Consider the following 21801-nt stretch of genomic DNA (forward strand, 5'->3'; position numbering starts at 1 on the left):
TTATTTGCTAAAGTAAATTAACAAATAATCCTAAAATACAAGTTAATAACTTGGTGGAGATATTTATGAGAATGGAAGAATTAGTCCAAGAAAAACTGCGCCATGCTTTTCATGATGAAAGCATTGTCTTTGATAAATCCCGCTTTGCCGGCGGACTTACCAATTACAACTACATCATGAACATTAAGGGTATTGAATATGTCATCAGGCAACCCGGCGGCATGACGGAACAGATTATTGATCGAAAAATAGAGAGAGTCAATAATAATATTGCCTCTGAGTTAGGCGTGAACTCCGATTGCATTTACTTTGATGAATACAGCGGAATCAAAATAAGCATAAACATAAAAAATAGCCAAAACTTGGCTCAAGCTGATCCTGGCTCACCCAAAAACCTGGATTCCGTTTCGATTATAATGAAGAGAATCCACTCATATCCCAAGGGTTTTTTGAACCGCTTCGATTGGCAAGCAGAGCTTTCCAAATACGAACTGATTATCCAACAATTGCACGGCGACCTTTTCTTTGATTACACAACTCTACGAGACCAGTTAGTCACTTTCGTCCAAAAAAATATCAAAAATACAATTTTGGTGCCCTGTCACAATGACACAGTACCTGAAAACTTTATCACTGATGATACTGGCAAAACATATCTTATAGACTGGGAATATTCTGGCATGAATGATCCCTGTTGGGATGTGGCTGCCTACATCCTGGAATCCAAACTATCTTCCGAAGCTATTCACCATTTAATTCAGAACTACTTCGGACAGCCACTGACTCCTATGGAAGAGTTGAAAATAAAATGCTTTATGATGGCTCAAGATTTACTCTGGACTGCCTGGGCTTTAATTAGACACTACAACGGGGATGATTTTCTTGAGTATTGCTTGTTTAGGTATGAACGTTTCCGAAAGAATATCAAAGCAATGACCAAATCCCCCCATTGTTCCATTGCCAGCATGGTTACGAGTTGAACACCTCAACAAAAGAAGTGCCAATCGACAAATGAAATGAATCATAATTTAAGCCCCGCCTTCACTAAAAGAGGCGGGGCTTAAATTACGTATATGAATTTGCGATTTCCCTAGCAAGCAGAAGTACAAACAGCCAATTTTACTGTTCCCCCAAATCGAAATTAACATTAAATGTGGAACCTTTAGGACTGGTTTCAACGATTATCCTTCCGTTGTGACGTGAAACTATACCGTAACATACGGCTAATCCTAAGCCAGTGCCTTGTTCCTTCGTTGTAAAGAATGGTGTACCTAGCTTTTCTAGCAGAGACTGTTCAATTCCAGTACCTTGATCCGCTACGACTAAGACTACCTCGCATTTAGTACAAAACGTTCTTATTTTTAGCTGTCCGCCACTAGACATTGCTTCGAATCCATTACGAACAAGATTTAAAATCAGTTGGCGTATTTCTTGTATATCAAGTTGTAAATCCGGTACATTATTAAGCTCAATAGCTAATAATTTATCGTTGGTTTGGGCGTCTGCTTGGACGAGCGGCAATGTAGAGGTGACTACGTCATTAATGTTGTACCACTCATACATAGTTGGTTTGTTTTTACTAATAGATAGAAACTCCGAAAGAATAGAATTTGCACGGTCTAGTTCTTCTATCATGAGGTTAAAATATTCCTTATCCTTTGAGTCTTGTTTGTTCAGAAGCAATTGCAAAAACCCTTTTACTGTGGTCATAGGATTTCGCACCTCATGACTAATGCTAGCCGCCATTTCGCCGATTAAATTCAACCTGTCAAGCCGCACCATCTCTATCTCAGTTCGTTTACGTTCAATGATTTCCTTGGTAAGTAAATTATTTGCAGCTTGTAATTCCTCAGTTCGCTCCATAACTAAATGCTCTAAATAATACTTATGCCGCAAATTCTGTTGCTTAAATTTATAGAGTACTGTTGATAGAAAATATGATATTACAACTAATAAAAATACGTCCATATAATACCCGAAGCTCATATACGGATCTTCTTGACTAACCGTTAGTGAAATCATAAAAGTAAGGCAGGATAATCCATACAAAAATGCCAAAACCCTCGATTTAAAATTTACCATTACGGCAACTGAAAAGCATGCAATAACATAAACATTACTTGGCCTATTGATCTCTTGACTAATCCATCCAGATATTATAGCTGAATAGTTTAGTGCAAAAAAGGCAAAAAGAATTGCAAATACTTTATGAAATAAAGTTATCTCATTTGCAGAGTGGAGTATAACTCTGTAGGAAACCAAAATAAACATGAGTGTAACCAAAGCTAAAACAACATGAGTATGAAACACATAATAATATGCTTCATTAATTGCCCAGAGGCCCTTTGCTCTGTTATTACAGTCAATAAAAAGAAAAATAAAGTTTATCGAGAATAAAATAAGAGCAAATTTCCTGGTTTGATTATAATTGTCGTAACTCATAATCCCATCAATAGCGTTTTCCTCATTCTCAGAAATTGGTTGCGATTGAAACAATCCCATGCTGTAACCCCTATCCAACTATTTTTGATCAAATATTCAATGCTGATTACCATAAGCCCTGGCTTACCGTTTTCATAAGTAATAAAAAAACAAAACTGTATAATTAATGTAAAATTCTATAAGTTTTTAACACTTTCCTGCTTGATTCGGTAAATTTTAGATCGTTTCGTCCCAATTCAAAATTATTTACGTCAGAGTGAATCTTAAAGCGGGGTTCATAATACGCTCATCAAAACTTAATTGCATATACTACTAACAATCAATATTATGTACCAAAACCCAGGCAAATTGCCTGGGTTGTATTGGTCTTAAATTTGTCACCAAATTGTAAAATTATAAAGGCCACACTGTATGTAGTGAGGGAATCACCTGCGGAATACATTCAGTTGGTGGTCCCCCTAAAAATCTAGTCCACAGTCGTATAACGTATTGAGGAAGATTGGTCAAAAAATGAAGAACAGGTGAATCCTCAATTGCTGTTAGTATCTGTTTAAAGTGAACTAAAGGGGGATACAACGTGAAGTGTACTTGTGACCATGAAGTTGGACCTTACCACTATTGCCCTAACTGCGGGAGACCTGTCCGAATGGACACTACACTCTCAACATTAGAAGATGAAGAGGTTACTGAACAGTTGCCTGAAGACGAAAACTGTAAGGTTGCGGAAATTGCGGTAAGTGCCCAAATAAGTTCTAGAAAACCGAAAGAAATCAAGGTTGTCCTTTTCTCAATCTTAGCTGTTCTCCTAGTCGCATCGGGATGGAGCTACTGGTTTAAGTCAGTCTATCAACCTAATCAAAGCTTAGCCATGGCTACAACGCTATTAAATATTGAACAAAAACCCGAAGCCGATGAAGCTTTTCGCGCCTTCATCTCCAAGTACCCAGAGCACGCCAAAGTTGCCTTCGCATATGGAAAGCTGTTTGAGCTTAATTTTAGTGACGAGACTAGGTCAGGTGATATTTTAAAAATATTACAGGAGAAATATCCTGCATCAGAAGAGTATGCCAATTGCTTAGCCAAATCAGCTGCCCGAGAGATCAACACTTTCAAACCTCTTTACGATTACTACTATAATACTGGGTACGGAAAAGACAAATATTACTTAGGTGCTAAAAATCTCCTTAACGAACTTAATCGGCTTGGTGATTCAAGCGCCTTTATTTCTGCGGGTGGCCATGATCTTATTGCCAAACTAAATGAAATTGTTCATCCTGCTTTCGGAGCTATCGAGTTTGAGCTTGCCTTAAGCGACTACATCAACATCGAATCCGTAACATCCGCTGACAAACCAAAGGTCACATTAACCAAAAGTGATGGTACTTTGGCTGAAGTTCAATACGACAAAGAGACCGGACTTGTTAGCTCGTATGATCTAGCTCCGGGAAACTACAAATTGGATATTAATATTATAAGAACCTTTGGAGCCCGCCGCGGCAGCTATTTTGGCGGGGAATCACTTACTATTATACCTGGGCGCAAATACAAAGACACTACATACCTGTTTCTGAAAAAGGAGTCTAGCTCAAGTTCTGATAATATAGATCGCCGATATTTGGTCCTAGACAACAATACTCAGAGCATTGTTGCTAAACAAATAGTTGCATCCTCGGATTCGCCTGTGCCAATTAAAGTTACTGGAGAGGTTTTGCCTAAGGGCTACAGCATTCCTGATAATGATCATTATCTATTCGACTTAGATAATGATATGAAAAACGAGCTTATCGCTTATTACCTTAAAACGCGCTCACTCGCTATCTTACATTGGAATGGCAAAGCATTTGAGGAGCAAGCTAAATTTCAAATTGGAAGCAACGATTCGAATCTTGACTTTTCGATGTTTCCAATAAGCATTAAATTATATAATCTTGAAGGAATTTCGTTCCCTGTCTTGGGACTAATAACTACAAGTGGTGAGAGCGAGAGTTATCCCGAATTAACCCTTTTAAATTGGAATGGCGAAGACGGATACAACATCATTTGGGATGCTACGGCCGGAGACCGTGGGGATTGGCAAATATCTAAAAACGAGATCGTAATGAGTCAAGACAATTTCAATGTAAGAGCGCATGAAGATGCCAAAACTAGATTTACCCAAGAATACGAATATAATGGCACTGCCTTTGTTTTAGCCAACGCGTATTCATCTGCAACACCAAGGTAGGCAACTGGACTGATTTCTAGATTTCGAATATTATGTGTTGCTAAGAGTGCCCTCTTAACCTTTTTTAAAAAAAACAGCCCTTACGGACTGTCTTATTCGGACCTTATAAACACTGCTTTACAAATTCAATAGGGAACATGGAACGCTTTGCTGTTTCTTCAACAGACATTCCTTGACTTAAAAAGCGCTTAACGACACTTTCCATGCTTTCAGCGATCTCAATAATGTGCCTATCGGGGTCATAAAAGCGAAAGACTCTTTGCCCCCACTCATATTCCTTGATGTCGTGTATATACTCTAAACTGTTTATGTTCTTGATACGGGTGTTCCAACTGTCCAGATCTTCAACTTCAAAGTACAACTGGAAATTATTCGATTGCCTTAGTACACTATTTGGGTTGATGCCAATCAGCTCAGCGTATTTTTCTTGTATCGAAAAACCGGCCCCAAATGAAACATGTGTACCAAGATCAAGTTCTGCTTTCTGCCCGAGGACGTCTTCGTAGAACTTTTTCGATTCTTTAATATCATTTACAGCTAAAAGCGGACCTCCAAATTTCATATGCATTACCTCCCAAATAATTTGTTAAGAGTATAGCTTAAATTTTTAGTGTTTCAGTTATCTAAGCTCCCAGTTGCGTCCGGTATCAGCGTCGATGTATCTGAAACCACACCTTCTTTAGGAAATGAAACTGTATAGTTTGATATGTAAGACTTTAATAGTCCATGGGTGAAATGTATAAATTGTACTGGGTACTTTTTAATATCGTACTTCTGTTTAGCTGGTTATTCGAATTCCTGAAATGATATATACCATCTCCAAGTAGAACCTATATTACGATTTTTCTTTAGTATGGTACATATTGTATAAATCTGATTTTACCTATTATGACATAAAATCAAAGAGAAAGCTGTCGAAACCCGTTAAGCAAAACTTATTATTAATTCAAAGTGAAAATGATATCACCAATTGCCTTTCATCGACTCTTTCATCTATTTGCAAACGAGTATGAACTTTATAAATTCTTATCTATTTAGTTTTCTTTTTACTGTTTAGTTTACTTTCATGTGGTCAGTATCAAGCAAAAAATCGTTAGGCCTCCCATAATGCTCGGGAGGCCTACTTTAATTATATCTTGCTATGTCATTTGCAAGTAAATCACAGGGTTCTTATATTCCTTATCGTATGCATAAAGATAATCCCCACCTTGAAATTAGGCGAGGATTATTTTCCCTCTTATATATTTTTTAGAACCCCAAAAAGAAATTCTTTATATCCCTTATAGAATTGATTCAAATTAATTCTACCAAATAATTTCTTTCTTGGTGAGTACCCTCAGGATCACATTAATTACAATAAGGATTGCTCCCTGCACCTCAGGAGTGAGAATATCTTGCCCCGTAGCATTCAAGACGATTACACCGCCGAGCATAAGACCGTTAGACCATAGTGTTTTTGATGTATACCATTTCTTTTGCATATCAAGCTCCACCTTTAAAATAGTCTAATAAAAGTTGCAATATTTTTCTCAGCAAAGAAGTTTGACTGCTAAACTTCTCAACAGTCATCGTTTCTTTACCCATACCTGCTTTCTCTGGCGTTGCCGAAGGGTCCAGTGTCTGCAATGGTGGATTTTCCTGCGTCGGCGTTGTTATTTGTACCTTGGCATACTCAAAAATATTGGCAAAGTCAGTGTTGCGCTGGACGCAACCTTTTTGTGCTTGTCCGGCATCGATGCTTTTTTTCACTTCGGCAATTGCGTCATCTTGGGAGCTTAATGCCATAGACTGCTTGTTATCTATAATGATGCGGTACATCACGGTAGGTTCGGGGTTTGGAGCAACAGGATTAACCGCTTCTGTATAAGGGACGCCGACAGCACGACTAAAGCCCCTGCAGATAGCCGAGGCTACCGTCTCATCAAATAAGTCCTGTTTCATGAGTGCCTCTTCAGCGGGATTCGAGATAAATCCGATCTCCACCAAAGTTGCCGGGCAATCCGTTTCCCTGAGCACGTGGAGATTATTAAACTTTACTCCCCGATTAGTGAGACCTGTTGCGGCGACTAACTCCTTCTGGATCTCCTTAGCCATCTTTTCCCCCATCCCGCCAGCTGCCAAGGCTATCGTTTCAACCCCATGGGCAATATTATCAGCGAAGGAGTTGGCGTGGATTGATAAAAAGTAGTCCGGATTGAAATCGTTGGCTCCGTTTGTCACATCCCAGAGGTCTCCATCTTGAATGGCAAGGATTTCCCAGCCGTTGACTTTAAGCTTATTGACGACCCTCTCCCCAACTTCTTTGTTTTGTGTGGTCTCTTGGTAACCAGTTGGCCCGATCGCTCCGGGATCATGACCAACGTCTTTAGGGCCGTGGCCGTAATTTATGACTGCTTTCATTTAACCAGCTCCTCCGAATAAAAGCTCATTTGAAAATAGCCAGTACAGAAATCGCTGCACTAATAATGGCCCCGACGACTGTGCGCCAGAGCCATGTATTATTTGCTTCGAGTTTGTCGATGCGGTGAGTGTTTGATTTTGACCTGGCTTCCGTCTCTGTGGCCTTGGTTTCGATACAGTCTACCTTTTCTCGTAATCCGTTTTGGGTATCAAGTTTTGTTTCGACTCTTACAAGACGTTCTCTTATGTCTATTAGTACTTCTTGATCCCCCATATTGCCACTATCCTTTCTATAAGACATAAAAACAACGCCCGCTATTTAGGAGTTTTACTGCGCATAATGCGTCTACTATGTAGTAATAGGGCAAAAAAAAAAATACCCTCTATGGTGTCCTCTTTGCCCTATTTTAAATTATTCCGCTACGATTAGATTACCGTATCCGTCAAGCCCCAATGCTGTTAAGTCAGCCATTACTGCAACGCTGTACATTGCTGGCACTTGAGCCAATGGGCCACCTGCTGGAATTTGACGCCTATGATTCATAACTAAGGCTAAATACATATCTACCATGATATCACCTCCCCTCATTAGCCAAACGATAAACCTAACTAACATTTTGAGCATCCAGCATAGTCTGAACATCGGCTAAGTATTTTTCTGGGACTTGGACCAACAGGCCACTTGGCGTCATTTGGCGTCTGCCCTCTTTGACTAATTTAAAGTACATTTCAACCATGTTATACCGTCCCTTTCTCGAGCATAGCCTCGAACATTGTTGCGAGAACATCCATAAGGACTAATTGATTTGCGTTAACTTCTGCAAATCGTTCCTCGATTGTAGGGCCAATGGTTACGTGTGTTGGCTCTGGCGTGATAAAACTTCCATCCCCTTGCTGAATCTGCCCTAGTTCTCCGAGGTCTGAAACAACATCATTGGATTCAAGTTCGTAGGCATCACATACGTTTTTAACACCAACCACTTTATTTTCAATGATCGTTATTACCCGCATTTTTTTACCCCCTTAGTTAAATTCTATAACTTGCCAATATGTTGTAGTTAGAGTAGTACGGCTTTTAAGAGTTATCGTTGTTGGGCTAGATAGGTGTACCGCTCGTGCAGAAGTTTCCAGCACATCGTAATCACCATTTTCTGTAGTGAATGACACAAACAAAATAGATTTTGTTAAATCAACCGCTGAAATTGTTGCCGATGTTGCTGTGCCAGCTATAACTCCTGACTGCTTAGATTTGACATTATTAAACTCGATAACTTCCCATGTTACAAACGCGGTATCAGCCATACTACCATAGGCAATTAGCCTGATGTTAGTAGCTGAAGTAATAGTGGCAGCAATAACCGTCATAGTATTAGGAGCGTCACCCTCGGCATAATTACTCGTAATCTTGACGATAGATTTGGCTGGGTCAACGCTTGCTATGGGGATGTCCAAATATGATCCTGACCCAACGGTGTATAGCGACCCTCGTTGAATACTCTTGATGTTGCTGTATGTTCCAGTCAAGCCGAAGACATCCTTGCCGAATAGAATATTTGCGTCTATAAAATCAGCATCGGTGATTGTTACATTATCATATACACCGTCTCTGTATCCATTTGACGCTCTTAGCTTCAACGTAGTTCCGGTAACAGAACTAGCCAGAACCGCAGTGTCTCCTGCTCGTATGGGCATCGTGCCACTAATTAATCCATTATCAGTTCCAACTGTATAACCAGTCAGGACTTGGGATGCTATTGCTGTTCCGTATTCACCTCCTTCACCCTGTAATATAAAACTTGTGCCATCGTATCTCAGAGTATAAACACCATTAAGCCTTAGCTTCCCTGATATCATTGCAGACCCTTTACTATCAAGTATTGATTTTGCACCTAATCCATTTACATTAATAGTAGAAGTACCTGTGTTTGCGACATTGATTTTTACACATATCGCTACTCCTGCTACATACGAAGTCAAAGCAGGAGTCAAGGTCGCAACATAGGTATTAGCAACCCCTGTAGTAACTTTGAATGGCACTTGTAACGTATAATCTGCCAAATGCGCAGCAAAATCCGCCTGCCCAGTCCTGCTCATATCTACAGGATGGACATGATCTGCTCTAGCATATCTCTTCGATGACCCTATTCCCGCAACCCCATTCATGACCGGAGCAGTCGTCCCAGCTTGGCCGAGCACAAAAGCGGTTGTTGCAACCTGTGTCGTACTCGTATCAACCCCTGCTGTTGGTGCTGTGGGCATTCCAGTAAGCGCGGGCGAGGCTATCGATGCTTTGGCACCGATGAGTATTGATGTCGCAGCCGCATAATTGTCAAGCAAATCCGCATTATCATTAAAATCTTGGATATTTACAACATCTGTTCCTTCGGGCTTTTTCAACCCTAAATTCGCTGTCGTTTGCATAGCTTATCTCCTTTACTCATAAACTCTCAGTTCATTCCAAGTCATCAAGTTCACGCTATTCCAAGTGAGACTTTTCAAAGAATCCCACCAAGTATAGGAATACTTAAAACTGTACCCTAAATGGGTTGGCTTAATTTGTTCGAGCATCTGAATAAACCCCGGCATGTTAGGTGGAATACCTTTTACCCCAGTAAACCGCACCTCAAAGCGATATTCTGCCGGATACTCAATGACATCCACCTCCCCGCCCGAAAAGGCGGATGCAGTATCAATGATCATTTGTTTGGTGGTTGTGCCAGAGCCGCGAATTTTTGCTTTTATAGATTCTCTTCTCCGGTCGATAGGCTTATTAACCTCTGTGGTTAAACCTAACTGGCTTTCCCAGTAATCCAAGCCCCATGTGGCTGAATCCACGAAGCATTGACTCAGCACATCGTCAATTGCAAACAAAAAAAGACCCATCTCATCCGACGCAGTCTCTTGGAGTCTTTTCATTTCTCGAATGCCCTGATAATACTCAGGCAGATATTTCATGAGATCAGGTATCGAGTATTCAGACATCTATTCATACCCCCAGTCCTACGGTTCCCAGCACCGGTATTTCTTCATCCGCCAAAGCCACATTTGCACTGCCGCCATTAACTGTCAAGCTTGTATAATCGATGACTCCTAGTGTATTAAGCAGCAGTGTCCCAACCTTGGCATAACTAACATAGGTACTTGTAAAAGCCATCTCTTGCAAATAGGCTTCCAAGGATACACTAAAAGCATCTGACACAGCTTGGATAGCATACCCTGAGGCCAACACTACCACAGCAGAAACATTAATCCCCTTAGCAGTTGCCGAAACAACCGTCACCGCAGCACCAACAGGCCGCACGGTTTCAAGGTAGTCTCCAACCTCGTCCACTAAGGTTGTGGAGGCTGGCTGTTTTTCGGTATCCACTATGGCAAGCTTCACTGTCCCCGGTCCTGACCATAATGGAAAGACTTTCGCATCTCCTACGCCGGATACTTCTGTGGCCCACTGCCGATACTGAGCAGCATTTCCCGAGGTTGCCGGTTGCCGAACTCGCAGCAAATATCGCTGTCTTAGATCGTCATCCGACTCTGTATCTACTCCAGGGATCAGAATATCGGCCAGCTCTGCCCTTACAAGTCCACTAATATAGTCAATGGGCAACAAGGCTCCGAAGTTCTGATTACCTATGCTGCCGGCGACTTCACACTCCAAGATATAATGACCGGTTGAAGTCCGCTCTGTAGTCTGATAGTTAACTCGCTCTATAGAAAAACGACTACCCAGGGCCACTTCCAAAGGGGTATCATTTTGACCAAAAAACAAGGCCTTCCGTCGTGCCTTCGTCGCGGCTTTACGGGTAACCCCATAATCTGATGTCCTGAATTCCAGGTACTCACTACTTGAAGTCTGGGTGGAGGACAGTTTCAGATTAATTTCCAGCGCAACATAAGCCTGAGCCAATTCTGCGGCGGCGGGGGATAGGGCGTCATAAATAATGCTGCCCTCTCGTTTGTCTAGGTCAGCGTCTACTCGGTCTAGCATTCTTTTGAGTATTAACTCATACGTCTGGGTTTCATACACTATGTTCTCACCTCCTGGGTCATGTCAAAGCTCCCATAACTGCTGATGACTGCAAATTCCACCAATAGACTATCTCCGGCAACTGTGGTCTGAATATTTTCTATGGAAGAGATTCGGTCATCCTGAGTCAGGGCTTCTCTGATCATCCGGGTTATTTCCGAGTGAACAAAAACTGGATTGCTGCCGATCAGCTTCTCCAGCTCAGAACCGTAGTTAGAACTGTAAATCAGGTGCTTCAAGCGTGGAGTTAGTAAAATCTTATAAGCTGCCTGCTTGACTGCCTCAATGCCGTCTAACCTGCCTACAATTCGATCTTTAGACACATCCAGCTTCCAAGTGAGTGACGGCTGCTCTATTTCTTGGATCGTATCCTGGGTTATTGTTCCTCTGACTGGGATCACGCCGTCACCACCTTATCTAGGATTACAAATTTTTGCCCGCCCTGGACCCGAAGCATCAAGACCTTATCCCCAGTTTTAAGACCAGGACGAATGACTATCTTTTCGGCTAAAGCCTCAGATGTACTGCGCACAGATCCATTGTCTGTATAGGGGTGAACATGATTAAGGTCCATTTCAAACAAGGTCATGCTTTCCGGCACCATCAAAAAATCCGCCGTAAGGGTGAATCGTTGATCAACCATCACACTGAGCGGATTAACTGTTATGACTTCTCCATACATCACGGTTACAGGGTTAGTGGCTCCCACTGCGTCCATTCCTGCAGTTTTTATGACATCTAGTAAACTTGCCATTATATCACCTTCAAAATTGCTTTAAGTTCTAGGCTCATTTTATGATCTGCTCCGTCAAAACTATGGGTACATTCATCCACCAGGAAAGGCTGATTGATTCCGTACTCTTGAATCTGTATTCGAACATAGCTTCCTGCCCTTACTCGAAGATCGCCGATGGCCTCAACTTTCAGAGTTCTAGACTCTTTGTTTCTCAGTTTAGACAGCATCTCTAGCATTTCATTGATCTGAGCTTCGTTCAAATTCTCATTGACACTCTGGTAAAGCTGCAGAATTCCCCATTTAGCCATATTCGCACTATCTTGGGTAATGTAGACCTCACGCTTACCTGAGTCTTTATTGTCGTGATAGAGTTTGATTTTATTGTAAGTGTCGGAGTCTATAGACGTTTTATGGGTATAGTCCGTCATAAGGCTACTATCGCCAATGAAGAAGTCCAGCAAGAAATCCTCTACATTTCTAACGGACAGGGAGCCAAAATTGTCAAAGAAGACATAGTTCTTGCCTGAGTTAATGAGAGTCAGATCCAAAGCCTTGCAGATGATGTCCAACAGCTTTTGATTGTCCTCGCTCATGACAGGAATTCGGTATCCAGTATCGTCGATCTGGCCCAGCTTTAGGTTAAAATCTGCTGCTATCTTTTGAACGACCTCAGACGCTGTGACATTTGTCATCACATAAGTATCATTAGCCATGAGGTAGCGTATTTGGTCATAACAGGCTATCTTGACTTCCTCATCTCTTCCCCCATCGATGGAAAAAATATAGCCATAAAAGATATCGGCTCCATCTTCAGCTCTTTGAACGCTGACGATATCCCCGTTACTGTACTTAAACGTTTTGTCTTGCCCTGGAGCGTTTTTGATTAGGGTGAAGTCCAGGCTGCCAGCTTTGCCAATCCGGCTGGTTTTCCAGCTTACATCTGCTGCAAGCATAGAAATATCCCACACGTTGCCGTCCTTGTTGTCGATTTGTATTTTGAGCATATCAGAGAACCTCCTTTTAGGGCAGCTTTAGAACTCTGCCAATCTGCAATCGCTTTATCTCAGCATCAGTAATGCCGTTCAGCGTTTGAATTTCCGTCCAACGAGCTCCGTTGCCAAGAAACTGTTTAGCGACAGCCCAAAGAGTATCACCAGCCAGGAGAGTATAGATTTTAGGCTGTTGTGTCTCATTCGGTCGAGCTGGAGCTGCTGTTGTCGCAACAACAGTAGTAATTGAAGGTTTCAGTGCGGCATAGGGTACATACATTTTCAACTTAATGTCATAGTCAATGTCTCCCACCCCGCCAGCAACTTCTTTCCAATCAAAACTCTCGATACTGGCCAAGGTGTTGATCTCGTAGTGATCAGAGGTGAAAATAAAGTGAATGGGCTGTCTGGACTCCATCCACTTTACAATGAGTTTTACGTATTCGATGGGCTTCAGGAGGGTTTGAACTGTTACGAACGGATAGCGTTGAGCTGGGAAAAGGCTGCTAAATTCATATTCAGTGAGCTTGAGGTTCTTGATCACATTGATTTCTCTTAAGGCAACGATGTTATAAGTTTTGCCATTGACAGATTCACTGATTTCAAGGGACCCAGGCATGACAGGCAGTTGAAAGATTTCTGCCTTGTCATTAAAACTCAATTCTATTCCATACGGCATTATGCATACACCCCCTGAGCAGATGAGGAAATTTCGGTCTCCAGCATCGTCTTAATCTTGACTATGATTGAATCTACACTCTGCCCGTTGTTAATATCGCCTGTTGTCATGGCTACCGTCGGAGTAAGGGTCACAAAGTTTTGGATGTTCTTCATTTCAGCCAGTTCACGCATAGTTTTTAGGTCTTCGCTGGAGATGTCAACGGTGTTGTTTATTTTGCCGACTTCGTTGACGCGGTCGATGGTAGAAAAGTTGGCTGCTCCTCCGTTCCAGTCATTCAAGATTTTTTGTTGGTCCAAATATGAGGTATCCATACCAAGATCAGTCATTCCGATTTTCTTCTTGATATCTTCTAGACTGATATTTTCAATGAAATCTTGTCCCGCTGTTTTAAATTGTGAGAAGTCCGCCCGGAATTCAATTTCCTGTATCTGCTTAGCATCAATGCCTAGAAGATCACCGAAAAATCCAGACACTTTGTTAATCGCATTGATTGCATTGTTGATATTTCCAAGCACAAAGTTTATTGCACTCTGAACAACATCCACAACAAATCCAAAAGCTGAGCTAAATACAGTCCTAATGCCGTTTGTGACTATAGCGAAGGTCCCCAATACTGTGATTAACCCTACGATTAAAGCTATGACTATTCCGATAGGATTCATGCTCATCACAAAGTTAAGCACTCTTTGCTTTAATATGGCAAACGACATTGCCCCCGCCAATTGGAGCGTTACAAGGGACCAGCCAGCTGTAAACGCTGTGATCATTGGAATTAGTGTCCCCGTTATAAATATAACTGCGTTATATATTCCCCAAGCTGTAGCTATACCTAAAATGAATGGAGAGAGCCCCACAAGAATGATTCCCACATTATAAGCAACATCGCCAATCATTGCTAACCCTTGTAGTAGCAAAGGCCAGACTCTTTCCCCGGTACTAACGAGCCACTGAAGGCCGGTAACGATCAAAAACAAGCCCATACTCAGACCTTCAAAGAATGGTTGAAAGCTCCCCTTCTGAAAAGCATTATTTAATCTAGTCATGAGAGGAGTAAGGGCTTCCATGGCTTGTTCCCCTGCATCAGCAAAGCTGGATTTCATATTGTTCGTCAAAGCTTCCAACTGCTTTGTTGGCGATTTCATCATTTGATCAAAGGCCGCTTGCCCCATATTCTGTTTTTCGAGGAGCTGATCAAACGCTTTAATGAAACCATCAATGTTTCCCGACTTACCTAGATCATCAATGTCAAAGGCTTTAATATCAGCCTCTGACATATTAAAGCTTTTAGCTAAAGAAGTAATGTTGCCTGACATTGCTCCCTTTATAGCTAATGCGGCCCCTTCAATCCCATTTCCCGCATTGTCAAACGCGTTTAGACGAAACGCAAAATCATTTAGCTTTGATATTTGATCTACATTTTGAGCAGACGAGAGAAATGTGAGACTACTCTGCAAGGCTTTATTGACATCCTGCCCGGCGGCGAGAGCCTCCAGTTTAAAGTTATCGAACATTGCGGTCCCAATTTCTGTATTTCCGGTCCGGGCGATAAACATATCTTGAATTTTTTGTTGCTCCATTGCACCACCAATGCTAGCTTTTCCTAACTCCGTGAGCATCTCTACAGTAGCCTGGAGGCGAGATGATGCATTAAAAAAGCTCAAGATTGAATCAATTGTTGCCAAATCGGAAACCTCCTTTTGTGCATAATAAAAAGCACTCTGTTTCAAGTGCTTGTATGCTATAATAAATTTGGTAACAGAAAAGGCTTGCAGGGCGGTCGGCATTCCTCCGAAGGGAGGTGATGCCATGGAAGTATACCAAACGTTAACGCTTATGATTTCATTCGCGACGTTGGTGGTGTTAATACTTTCTTTCCATAAGCGGAAATAGACCGCCCTTGCCGAAAGGTTTGCGGTCTATCCGTCACCCTAAGCCGTCCGCCCTTTAAGCGGCTGTTACACAAGGAGTCATGTTTGCCGCATGGCTCCTTGCTGTTACGATACGTAACTTCTATCATTAGTATACCATAATTATTGAATTTTACATAATGATAAATTAAGCAAGTTTGAGGCTTTCCTTGGTTCTGGATTTAATGCCACTTTTCTTGAAGGCGTTATCTCACATTTCGGCAATTTCAGCAACCGATTTTCACCTTCCTCGCTGACCTCTTTACTTATATCTCTTCCCATTTACACCCTTTTTCCTTATAAGCTAGTAAATTTTCCTATCTAAATGAGTAAATCATAAATTTAAGAATACTTAGAAGTTATTTTTTCCTCATCTTTGCCCTGTCTTGCCTTTCCTTTTTAATTCGAATATCAATCATGGCATAAATAGCGGCCTTAGCTTCTCGTGTTTTTTGGGCCAGCTCATCAGGGAGAATATGGAGTTCGTGGAGGGCGTAGTAAGCGTAATTCCACTCACCCTCGCCCTCCTCAATTAGTTTTTTACCTCATCCATCAAGTCTTCCAGGCTTTGATCAAAACCGTTCAGTTCTTGGACCTGCTGAACAAGGGTCGCATATTCTCCGGGAAACAGCATCTTGCGCAGCAGCTCTTCAGCACCTATGACGCCATAAGATTTTTGCAGCTCAGCATTTTTCAGATCAGGGAAGCCGACACTTGCCACGATGATTTTGGCCAGATAAATGTTCTGATCTATTTCAGACTGCTGTGAACCATTTTTCCCCTTTACTTTCCGAGTGGCTGCTTTTCGGTACTCTTCATTTTCCGCTTCAGTTATGCTATGGATTTTCCAGGGTATCGGCTTGCCGTCTTTGTCCTTAAACCGTTCGGATACCACAACTTCTTTGCTAAGATCAGGTCCTGCATTTTGCGCGAAAAATCCTTGTAAATCACTCATTTTCTTTTCCTCCAGAATTTAGTTATGATTTCGATATAACTGCCACGCGAAATACTTGTATTATCTGACGATTGGTGCATTAAACTGATCCAATAGATCAAAATCGTCAAACGTAAAAGGCAGTTCTTCCTCCAACGGATCATCTGACGTTGCATCGAAGGCTGCGGCCACCACGCTGTCCAAATTGCAATCTTTGAGGACGGAGGTCTGCTTGCCAACTGTAGAAGCGGGGTCCTCATTCACAATCTGCAGATCAAAATAAAAATCTTTGCCAGTCTTGATATATTCCAGCATAAGAGCCCTAAACATGCTCGTAAAGTAATAAATCGTCAAAGTCCCGGTGCCAGACCAACCTGCAGCCTTTTTGCCGACATTCGTTTTTCCCAAAATAGGTACATCTGCCTTCGTCTTTTCGATGGTCGCTTCCACCGTTTTGGCATAAAACAGTTCTTCTACTCGACCATTAATTGTGACAAAAGCCTTGCCTTGCTTTCCGGATATTGCATCTTCTGCTTTAAGAAATGCCATACCTTATCTCACCTGCACTTTCACATAGATTTTCTCGATAGAATCTACCGGCTGAGCATATGCCTCGATATAGACACTGTCTGATTCATTACCCGCTTGGACTGTTAAATCTGTTTGAGAGTCAAAATTCTGGACAGCATCCATGCCCTGCAGTTTTTCCATATATCTGACACACTGGGTTTTCAGCAGGTTTCGTCCATCAGGGTTATTGGATACCTGTCCAATGTAAAACTCACTGAAAATCCTGACAAGGTCATTATTAATTCCATCGAGGACTCTGATCACGCGGTTCTTGGCAAACTGCTTTCCTTTTTCTAAGCTCGATGTGGTTAGAGTATTAATGTCCTGCTCTACAATGGCCTTATTGTCATTAGCTGTAAACACAAATTCCCCAGCCCGTAGCGCTGCAATGATCTGAGTATTGGTATACCTGGGAGCCACATCGACTGCCCCATCATAAGCCTGATAGGTTAGAGATTCATTCACTTGGGCACCTGCGGTTGCACCGGCTACCCAGGCCGTAGCTTGAGCTGCGCTCAGGGTTGTGCCATTGGAAAGGATAACTCCGTTCTTGACACTGATTACACCTTCGTAATCAGCCGTTGGATAATTTTCAAGGACTACTTGAATTTTCTTGCCCTCGTTATCTCGAAGACGTTGGCAAAAGGCTACGAATGTTGCTTTAAGAGTGTCGTCTGTCGAAGGCAAGGCAACAGTATTGAAATCGCAGATCTCGACTGCTGACAAGTAGTCAACATATGCCTGATTAATGATCGTGCCATCTGCACCTCCCACGAGAGGCACGCCCGCCGTTTCCACCAGAGCTCCAGTGCCCGAAAATACAACCCAATTATTCTCCACTAAACCTGCGATATTGAGCACTGTCTGTTGATCTACTTCAGCCCCATCCACTAATGTAGTGACATCAAATTTGGTATCATCGTCAATGTTTTGCTGAATGAGCAGAGACACATCATTCCCTCTTACACCACCCCATTTGGCTGTTGCCGTAAGGGTACCAATAGTCACCGTTGCCTTTGTCCCGATATTGAGTCTGTATAAGAGCAGCGTTTTGGCGCGTTGCAAAGCCTCTCTGACTAAAAGCAGATTGGCATCCCCCATCAAATAACCCAGCTTGACAAAGGTGTCTTCGCCTGCTTCAATACTGATGATTTGGTTGGGCTCACCCCATGAGAGCATAAGCGGAAGAGAGACAATCCCTCGCTCTCCAAGTGTACCTGCCACCTGGGGCTCTGATTTAAAATTGACATACACTCCCGGTCGTACTTTATTTTGTGTCGTCCATGTACCTGCTGCCATCTTATTTAGCCTCCTTTTTTAGAAAATCTTCAAGTTTCTTTTTAACCTGATCATGGGTGTATTTCTGTCCTTCTTCCAAAAGCGCATCCAGCAAATCCTTGTGTAGATATTGCTGGGACTGCAAAACCTGCTGTTTACTATAAATCTTCGTGAGTTGCTTTTCTCTTTTTTCAGTTTTTATCACGTAGATATCCCTCCTGTTTCATAGACTGCATTAATGAATCTGGTTCAACACTTCGCATAACTTGGAAATTGTAAGCCACAAACCAATGAAGCACACCGTCAACGATTTCGTGACGCATTCCGCTGCCTCTGACGAGTCCACTGTCCACGCTGATCAGCTCCAGCTTGTCATACAATTGCTCAGCCACGTCATGTAAGGCTTCATTGCTCCCTGCAAAATAATGAATATCGAATGAGTGATTGCGCTGATAGCGCTGACCCAGCAGCTGATTCTGCGACACAGGAAACAGCTTTACATAAAAATAAGGCTCTTCCAAGCCTTGATCACTCTCTTCGCTGTATGTGTTAATATTAGGGAAATTTTGATCCAGTACGGCAATCACGCTATCTAGGACACTATTGACGGTGATCATCGAATCATCTCCTTAACCTTCGCCTGTCTAAGTCCATCTAATATAATGAAGTTATTATTTTGCTCACTTATTCCCCCGTCCTTTCGTCATCGCTGTTCAGATAAGGTGCTCTATGATTGATGTCAGAGTTTTACACCTGAAACTAAAACTGCTATAGTATACGTCAGTTCCAACTCACCCCCTTTCAATTCTAATAGACCCTTGGTTATACCCTTGGTCGTTTGAAGCTATTCTTCTAGCCTTAAATTCTTCATGAAAGAACTATCTGGAACAGAAACCCGCTCATACCATCGTTACCCCTCGGTTGCTTCGCATCATCCTATCCCAAGCCTTAAACCGGGCAGTATCCTCGTAGTTCTCTTGAAACTCGCCTTCATCCCCACATTGTTTCCCCGTCCATTTTAAGCAGTTGGCACAGGTTTCTTTAAGACTTGGTTTTATTGGAGAGAATAAAGAGCAATGTTCTGTTTTGGTTTTCACGGCTTGCACCTCGCTTAATGGCATAAAAAACGAACGCCCCAATTTATCGGAGCGCTCTAGTGAGAGGATGGTTATGTCACGAGCAGGTCTCGTTCCTGACTTCTTTCACAATATTATTGTACCACGCTTTTTTCCAAACAAAGTGCAAACCCTCTGCCAAAAAAGTGCCAAACATACGTTCCCTTTTTGACTCGCTAATCACGTTTATATATTCCTAACAGAATTGCCACCTCTCCCAACAGTTCATCTCTTACGCGATAATAAGTTCTAAGGGGTATTTTCATCTGTTTTGCTACCCACCAGTCATAATTATGTTTACTAAAATAGCGATATTCAATTATCTTCCTTTCGTCTTCTCCAAATCCAGCGAGGATAATTTCTATCTCCTTGATACGAAGTGTACACTCGCTAATCTCTTGCGCTGTTTCCCAACGTTTAGAAGCAATCCCACCTGTTTGATCACTAGTCCTTGTGGGTGCAGGAGTTAGCGAGTAGCTCGCCGTTGTCTTTGGCAGTTCGTTTCCCAACTGGGCATTCAAAATGCATAACCGCTTTTTATCCTCTGGATATTGATAGAGTCTCCTAATCGTTAACAAGTACCACTCAGGCTTTTTGTTTTTCTTCTCTGCTTGATCCATAATATCCCCTTTCTAGCACAAAGCTCTCCTAGCTCTCCCACAACACTGTGTACACTGACTCAACAAATCAAATACTATTTGCACTACCTTGCGAATCCTTATTTGTCCCCACCTCAATTGTTTTCCATTGGCGTGAACAAACTTACAATTATCACAACGTCCGTTTTGATAATCTAATTATCATTAATACTAAAAAAAATTCCATATTGCATTGACGATAATATTCTTATCAATTATAATACAAAACAGATAATTAAATTATCGATCAGTTTATGCTTTTTTTAGTATTAAGATCTGAGAATAACTTCTCAATCCGCTCATCATAATGTCATACAACTCAAATAATAAATCCCTTCCAGGGGTAAATGTTCCGTTTTTAATCATTCTCGTATAAACTTCGGAAATTCCATTCTCTTTAGCGACTTTCTTTTGAATACCTTTTTCCTTACGACATGTTGTGAAAAAGTTGCGCTTTATTGGCATAATTTTACTCAACCCCCTTATGTAAGGCCCATTATAATTGATAATTTAATTATCGTCAAGAGTGTTCTTTGGTAATATTATTATCAAATAAAGGAGTAGGATCTTATGATTGGCAAACTGTTAACCGAACTAAGAAATAAAAGGGGGCTAACTCAAGACCAAATTGCAGATGCTCTGGAAGTGAAGAGGCCTCGATATAATTCTTGGGAAAATGACATTGCCAAACCGGATATCCAAATGCTCAAAAAAATTGCGGCATTTCACAATGTAACACCGGACTACCTGCTTAGCTTTGAAACGAATAATATTAGCCCGTCTTGGGCTACGCCCAAAGACAGAAGAGATTTCAAAAAAATGCTCGAAGACGATGGAGACCTCATGTTTGACGGCGTACCCATTGATAAAGAGGACCGAAAACGCGTTATGGATGTTTTGACCGGACTCTTTTGGGAGGCTAAACATATGAATAAGAGAAAAAATAAGCCCAGTAGCACATATGACACCAAGAAGTAACTCTCCTGGTGTCATTTCTAAAAGGGGTGCGAATCAAATGGACAAACTTATTTCTACTTTAGTCAAGCGTTACAAAACCAATTGCCCCTTCACTATAGCTGAAAGGCTAAATATCCATATACGCTTCGCCGATCTTGGGGATCACACTCGAGGTGTTTATTACTGCAAACTAAGGCGTCGTTTTATCGTGATAAATAGCAGAATTAATTTTTTCTGGCAACGTTTTATATGTGCCCATGAATTAGCCCATGACCGATTACACCGAGGCTTAAACCGTTTCTTTCTGGATGAACATTCCTTACAAAATACTAATAAGTATGAACGACAGGCTAACATATTTGCCGTTCAGTTACTTTCGTCCAACTCTGGAATTATGGCTGGTGAAACAATTGAACAGCTATTTATGAGGACAGGTATCCCTTTAGAAATGGCTCAATATTTCACTGAAGATGATTACCTTCCTATTTTTGCACCTTATATTTCTTTGCTGTAATTATAATAGTCCAAGCCCTGCACCCCCGGTTTCAGACGAGTACTTCACAAAACTAAAGCTTTAAACCTGCATGAAAAGAGATTACTATAATTGAATCGCTCCATTTTTTTATCCTCTCATAGAAAATGGCACCTGCCCCTCAGCAGATGCCATTTTCTATACCAAATATTGTGATTCACCACATACCACGTATCATAAAAAATAAACATCTTACTCTAACCAGTTTGTAGCAAGGCTCTCTCTTTAATCCCGATAGCAATAGGTAAAGCTTTGATATGATCTCCACTTTTTCCCCTGCTCCACACCGTGCACGGAACTTTCGTATTCACACGGCGTTCCATCAACCTAAAACTACTTCCTTATATCACAATATTTCCTACTTGTACTCTGA

Annotated in this window: 29 protein-coding genes; 5 read left to right on the forward strand and 24 right to left on the reverse strand. The window is 41.6% G+C overall.

The genetic code is table 11. The annotated features are described in order from the left end of the window. Positions 1–65: 65 nt before the first annotated feature. Positions 66–980 (forward strand): phosphotransferase, encoded by a 915-nt coding sequence (locus M8E35_RS20255; RefSeq protein ID WP_252471735.1) that lies wholly within the window; start codon positions 66–68, stop codon positions 978–980. Positions 981–1119: 139 nt separating this feature from the next. Here M8E35_RS20255 and M8E35_RS20260 read toward each other — a convergent pair whose 3' ends face one another. Then, positions 1120–2502: an ATP-binding protein gene (locus tag M8E35_RS20260; RefSeq protein WP_252471737.1), complete on the reverse strand. Its 1383-nt coding sequence runs from the start codon at positions 2500–2502 to the stop codon at positions 1120–1122. A 586-nt stretch (positions 2503–3088) separates the two neighbouring features. On the opposite strand from M8E35_RS20260, the gene M8E35_RS20265 reads away from it, so the two are divergent. Further along, positions 3089–4666, forward strand: a complete 1578-nt coding sequence (locus M8E35_RS20265; RefSeq protein WP_252471739.1) for a tetratricopeptide repeat protein — start codon at positions 3089–3091, stop codon at positions 4664–4666. A 103-nt stretch (positions 4667–4769) separates the two neighbouring features. Here M8E35_RS20265 and M8E35_RS20270 read toward each other — a convergent pair whose 3' ends face one another. From M8E35_RS20270 to M8E35_RS20340, 15 genes are all read right to left on the reverse strand, one after another. Continuing rightward, positions 4770–5228, reverse strand: a complete 459-nt coding sequence (locus M8E35_RS20270; protein ID WP_252471741.1) for a VOC family protein — start codon at positions 5226–5228, stop codon at positions 4770–4772. Positions 5229–5970: 742 nt separating this feature from the next. Further along, positions 5971–6147, reverse strand: coding sequence for a hypothetical protein (locus tag M8E35_RS20275; protein WP_252471743.1), 177 nt, complete (start codon positions 6145–6147; stop codon positions 5971–5973). Position 6148: 1 nt separating this feature from the next. Then, positions 6149–7066 carry an N-acetylmuramoyl-L-alanine amidase family protein gene (locus M8E35_RS20280; protein WP_252471745.1) on the reverse strand — a complete coding sequence of 306 codons (918 nt, stop codon included), beginning with the start codon at positions 7064–7066 and terminating at the stop codon, positions 6149–6151. A 25-nt stretch (positions 7067–7091) separates the two neighbouring features. After that, entirely contained in the window at positions 7092–7367 is a 276-nt protein-coding gene (locus tag M8E35_RS20285; protein WP_252471746.1) for a hemolysin XhlA family protein, read from the reverse strand. Between the two features lie 111 nt (positions 7368–7478). Next, entirely contained in the window at positions 7479–7637 is a 159-nt protein-coding gene (locus M8E35_RS20290) for a hypothetical protein (protein WP_252471748.1), read from the reverse strand. 34 nt (positions 7638–7671) lie between these two features. Then, entirely contained in the window at positions 7672–7803 is a 132-nt protein-coding gene (locus M8E35_RS20295) for a CD1375 family protein (RefSeq protein ID WP_252471750.1), read from the reverse strand. Between the two features lies 1 nt (position 7804). After that, entirely contained in the window at positions 7805–8077 is a 273-nt protein-coding gene (locus M8E35_RS20300) for a hypothetical protein (RefSeq protein ID WP_252471752.1), read from the reverse strand. Between the two features lie 12 nt (positions 8078–8089). Then, positions 8090–9487 carry a hypothetical protein gene (locus tag M8E35_RS20305; RefSeq protein ID WP_252471754.1) on the reverse strand — a complete coding sequence of 466 codons (1398 nt, stop codon included), beginning with the start codon at positions 9485–9487 and terminating at the stop codon, positions 8090–8092. 12 nt (positions 9488–9499) lie between these two features. Then, a complete protein-coding gene (locus tag M8E35_RS20310) occupies positions 9500–10048 on the reverse strand; it encodes a YmfQ family protein (RefSeq protein ID WP_252471756.1) in 549 nt (182 codons plus the stop codon). A gap of 4 nt (positions 10049–10052) precedes the next feature. After that, positions 10053–11090, reverse strand: a complete 1038-nt coding sequence (locus M8E35_RS20315) for a baseplate J/gp47 family protein (RefSeq protein ID WP_252471758.1) — start codon at positions 11088–11090, stop codon at positions 10053–10055. Next, complete coding sequence (locus M8E35_RS20320; RefSeq protein WP_252471760.1) at positions 11090–11491, reverse strand: DUF2634 domain-containing protein; 402 nt, start codon at positions 11489–11491, stop codon at positions 11090–11092. Before M8E35_RS20320 ends, M8E35_RS20315 begins: the two co-directional genes overlap by 1 nt. Next, complete coding sequence (locus tag M8E35_RS20325; protein WP_252471762.1) at positions 11488–11844, reverse strand: DUF2577 domain-containing protein; 357 nt, start codon at positions 11842–11844, stop codon at positions 11488–11490. The genes M8E35_RS20320 and M8E35_RS20325 overlap by 4 nt, the downstream gene beginning before the upstream one ends. Beyond that, positions 11844–12830, reverse strand: coding sequence for an XkdQ/YqbQ family protein (locus M8E35_RS20330; RefSeq protein WP_252471764.1), 987 nt, complete (start codon positions 12828–12830; stop codon positions 11844–11846). The genes M8E35_RS20325 and M8E35_RS20330 overlap by 1 nt, the downstream gene beginning before the upstream one ends. A gap of 16 nt (positions 12831–12846) precedes the next feature. Further along, positions 12847–13494 carry a LysM peptidoglycan-binding domain-containing protein gene (locus M8E35_RS20335; RefSeq protein WP_252471767.1) on the reverse strand — a complete coding sequence of 216 codons (648 nt, stop codon included), beginning with the start codon at positions 13492–13494 and terminating at the stop codon, positions 12847–12849. Continuing rightward, a complete protein-coding gene (locus M8E35_RS20340) occupies positions 13494–15113 on the reverse strand; it encodes a phage tail tape measure protein (protein ID WP_373887466.1) in 1620 nt (539 codons plus the stop codon). The genes M8E35_RS20335 and M8E35_RS20340 overlap by 1 nt, the downstream gene beginning before the upstream one ends. Before the next feature lie 190 nt (positions 15114–15303). On the opposite strand from M8E35_RS20340, the gene M8E35_RS27020 reads away from it, so the two are divergent. Next, on the forward strand, positions 15304–15387 hold the full coding sequence (locus M8E35_RS27020; protein WP_373887467.1) for a putative holin-like toxin: 84 nt from the start codon (positions 15304–15306) through the stop codon (positions 15385–15387). 549 nt (positions 15388–15936) lie between these two features. Here the strand turns inward: M8E35_RS27020 and M8E35_RS20345 are convergent. The 8 genes from M8E35_RS20345 to M8E35_RS20380 form a co-directional block, all read right to left on the reverse strand. Further along, entirely contained in the window at positions 15937–16359 is a 423-nt protein-coding gene (locus M8E35_RS20345; protein WP_252471771.1) for a phage tail assembly chaperone, read from the reverse strand. Between the two features lie 60 nt (positions 16360–16419). Continuing rightward, complete coding sequence (locus tag M8E35_RS20350; protein ID WP_252471773.1) at positions 16420–16887, reverse strand: phage tail tube protein; 468 nt, start codon at positions 16885–16887, stop codon at positions 16420–16422. A gap of 3 nt (positions 16888–16890) precedes the next feature. After that, positions 16891–18207: a phage tail sheath family protein gene (locus M8E35_RS20355; protein ID WP_252471775.1), complete on the reverse strand. Its 1317-nt coding sequence runs from the start codon at positions 18205–18207 to the stop codon at positions 16891–16893. 1 nt (position 18208) lies between these two features. Then, positions 18209–18391: a hypothetical protein gene (locus M8E35_RS20360; RefSeq protein WP_252471777.1), complete on the reverse strand. Its 183-nt coding sequence runs from the start codon at positions 18389–18391 to the stop codon at positions 18209–18211. Next, positions 18378–18803, reverse strand: coding sequence for a phage tail terminator family protein (locus tag M8E35_RS20365; protein ID WP_252471779.1), 426 nt, complete (start codon positions 18801–18803; stop codon positions 18378–18380). Before M8E35_RS20365 ends, M8E35_RS20360 begins: the two co-directional genes overlap by 14 nt. 282 nt (positions 18804–19085) lie before the next feature. Continuing rightward, entirely contained in the window at positions 19086–19283 is a 198-nt protein-coding gene (locus tag M8E35_RS20370) for a hypothetical protein (RefSeq protein ID WP_252471781.1), read from the reverse strand. Positions 19284–19477: 194 nt separating this feature from the next. Next, on the reverse strand, positions 19478–19921 hold the full coding sequence (locus tag M8E35_RS20375) for a hypothetical protein (RefSeq protein WP_252471783.1): 444 nt from the start codon (positions 19919–19921) through the stop codon (positions 19478–19480). 270 nt (positions 19922–20191) lie between these two features. Continuing rightward, positions 20192–20404, reverse strand: a complete 213-nt coding sequence (locus M8E35_RS20380) for a helix-turn-helix domain-containing protein (RefSeq protein ID WP_252471785.1) — start codon at positions 20402–20404, stop codon at positions 20192–20194. Between the two features lie 105 nt (positions 20405–20509). Between M8E35_RS20380 and M8E35_RS20385 the strand changes: the two genes are divergently transcribed. After that, positions 20510–20917, forward strand: a complete 408-nt coding sequence (locus M8E35_RS20385) for a helix-turn-helix domain-containing protein (RefSeq protein WP_252471787.1) — start codon at positions 20510–20512, stop codon at positions 20915–20917. A gap of 37 nt (positions 20918–20954) precedes the next feature. Continuing rightward, on the forward strand, positions 20955–21410 hold the full coding sequence (locus M8E35_RS20390; RefSeq protein WP_252471789.1) for an ImmA/IrrE family metallo-endopeptidase: 456 nt from the start codon (positions 20955–20957) through the stop codon (positions 21408–21410). Positions 21411–21801: the final 391 nt, after the last annotated feature.

The organism is Desulfosporosinus nitroreducens (assembly GCF_023897015.1).
GTDB classification, from domain to species: domain Bacteria; phylum Bacillota; class Desulfitobacteriia; order Desulfitobacteriales; family Desulfitobacteriaceae; genus Desulfosporosinus; species Desulfosporosinus nitroreducens.

Excerpts from the sequence above, each read along its gene's own strand:
- M8E35_RS20355 (WP_252471775.1), bottom strand. The coding sequence starts at position 18,207 with ATGGCAGCAGGTACATGGACGACACAAAATAAAGTACGACCGGGAGTG.
- M8E35_RS20365 (WP_252471779.1), bottom strand. The coding sequence starts at position 18,803 with ATGATCACCGTCAATAGTGTCCTAGATAGCGTGATTGCCGTACTGGAT.
- M8E35_RS20305 (WP_252471754.1), bottom strand. The coding sequence starts at position 9,487 with ATGCAAACGACAGCGAATTTAGGGTTGAAAAAGCCCGAAGGAACAGAT.
- M8E35_RS20325 (WP_252471762.1), bottom strand. The coding sequence starts at position 11,844 with ATGGCAAGTTTACTAGATGTCATAAAAACTGCAGGAATGGACGCAGTG.
- M8E35_RS20375 (WP_252471783.1), bottom strand. The coding sequence starts at position 19,921 with ATGGATCAAGCAGAGAAGAAAAACAAAAAGCCTGAGTGGTACTTGTTA.
- M8E35_RS20340 (WP_373887466.1), bottom strand. The coding sequence starts at position 15,113 with ATGCTCACGGAGTTAGGAAAAGCTAGCATTGGTGGTGCAATGGAGCAA.
- M8E35_RS20255 (WP_252471735.1), top strand. The coding sequence starts at position 66 with ATGAGAATGGAAGAATTAGTCCAAGAAAAACTGCGCCATGCTTTTCAT.
- M8E35_RS20285 (WP_252471746.1), bottom strand. The coding sequence starts at position 7,367 with ATGTCTTATAGAAAGGATAGTGGCAATATGGGGGATCAAGAAGTACTA.
- M8E35_RS20275 (WP_252471743.1), bottom strand. The coding sequence starts at position 6,147 with ATGCAAAAGAAATGGTATACATCAAAAACACTATGGTCTAACGGTCTT.
- M8E35_RS20345 (WP_252471771.1), bottom strand. The coding sequence starts at position 16,359 with ATGAGTGATTTACAAGGATTTTTCGCGCAAAATGCAGGACCTGATCTT.
- M8E35_RS20260 (WP_252471737.1), bottom strand. The coding sequence starts at position 2,502 with ATGGGATTGTTTCAATCGCAACCAATTTCTGAGAATGAGGAAAACGCT.
- M8E35_RS20310 (WP_252471756.1), bottom strand. The coding sequence starts at position 10,048 with ATGTCTGAATACTCGATACCTGATCTCATGAAATATCTGCCTGAGTAT.
- M8E35_RS20380 (WP_252471785.1), bottom strand. The coding sequence starts at position 20,404 with ATGCCAATAAAGCGCAACTTTTTCACAACATGTCGTAAGGAAAAAGGT.
- M8E35_RS20390 (WP_252471789.1), top strand. The coding sequence starts at position 20,955 with ATGGACAAACTTATTTCTACTTTAGTCAAGCGTTACAAAACCAATTGC.
- M8E35_RS20265 (WP_252471739.1), top strand. The coding sequence starts at position 3,089 with ATGGACACTACACTCTCAACATTAGAAGATGAAGAGGTTACTGAACAG.
- M8E35_RS20295 (WP_252471750.1), bottom strand. The coding sequence starts at position 7,803 with ATGGTTGAAATGTACTTTAAATTAGTCAAAGAGGGCAGACGCCAAATG.
- M8E35_RS20270 (WP_252471741.1), bottom strand. The coding sequence starts at position 5,228 with ATGAAATTTGGAGGTCCGCTTTTAGCTGTAAATGATATTAAAGAATCG.
- M8E35_RS20385 (WP_252471787.1), top strand. The coding sequence starts at position 20,510 with ATGATTGGCAAACTGTTAACCGAACTAAGAAATAAAAGGGGGCTAACT.
- M8E35_RS20290 (WP_252471748.1), bottom strand. The coding sequence starts at position 7,637 with ATGGTAGATATGTATTTAGCCTTAGTTATGAATCATAGGCGTCAAATT.
- M8E35_RS20350 (WP_252471773.1), bottom strand. The coding sequence starts at position 16,887 with ATGGCATTTCTTAAAGCAGAAGATGCAATATCCGGAAAGCAAGGCAAG.
- M8E35_RS20280 (WP_252471745.1), bottom strand. The coding sequence starts at position 7,066 with ATGAAAGCAGTCATAAATTACGGCCACGGCCCTAAAGACGTTGGTCAT.
- M8E35_RS20300 (WP_252471752.1), bottom strand. The coding sequence starts at position 8,077 with ATGCGGGTAATAACGATCATTGAAAATAAAGTGGTTGGTGTTAAAAAC.
- M8E35_RS27020 (WP_373887467.1), top strand. The coding sequence starts at position 15,304 with ATGGAAGTATACCAAACGTTAACGCTTATGATTTCATTCGCGACGTTG.
- M8E35_RS20330 (WP_252471764.1), bottom strand. The coding sequence starts at position 12,830 with ATGCTCAAAATACAAATCGACAACAAGGACGGCAACGTGTGGGATATT.
- M8E35_RS20335 (WP_252471767.1), bottom strand. The coding sequence starts at position 13,494 with ATGCCGTATGGAATAGAATTGAGTTTTAATGACAAGGCAGAAATCTTT.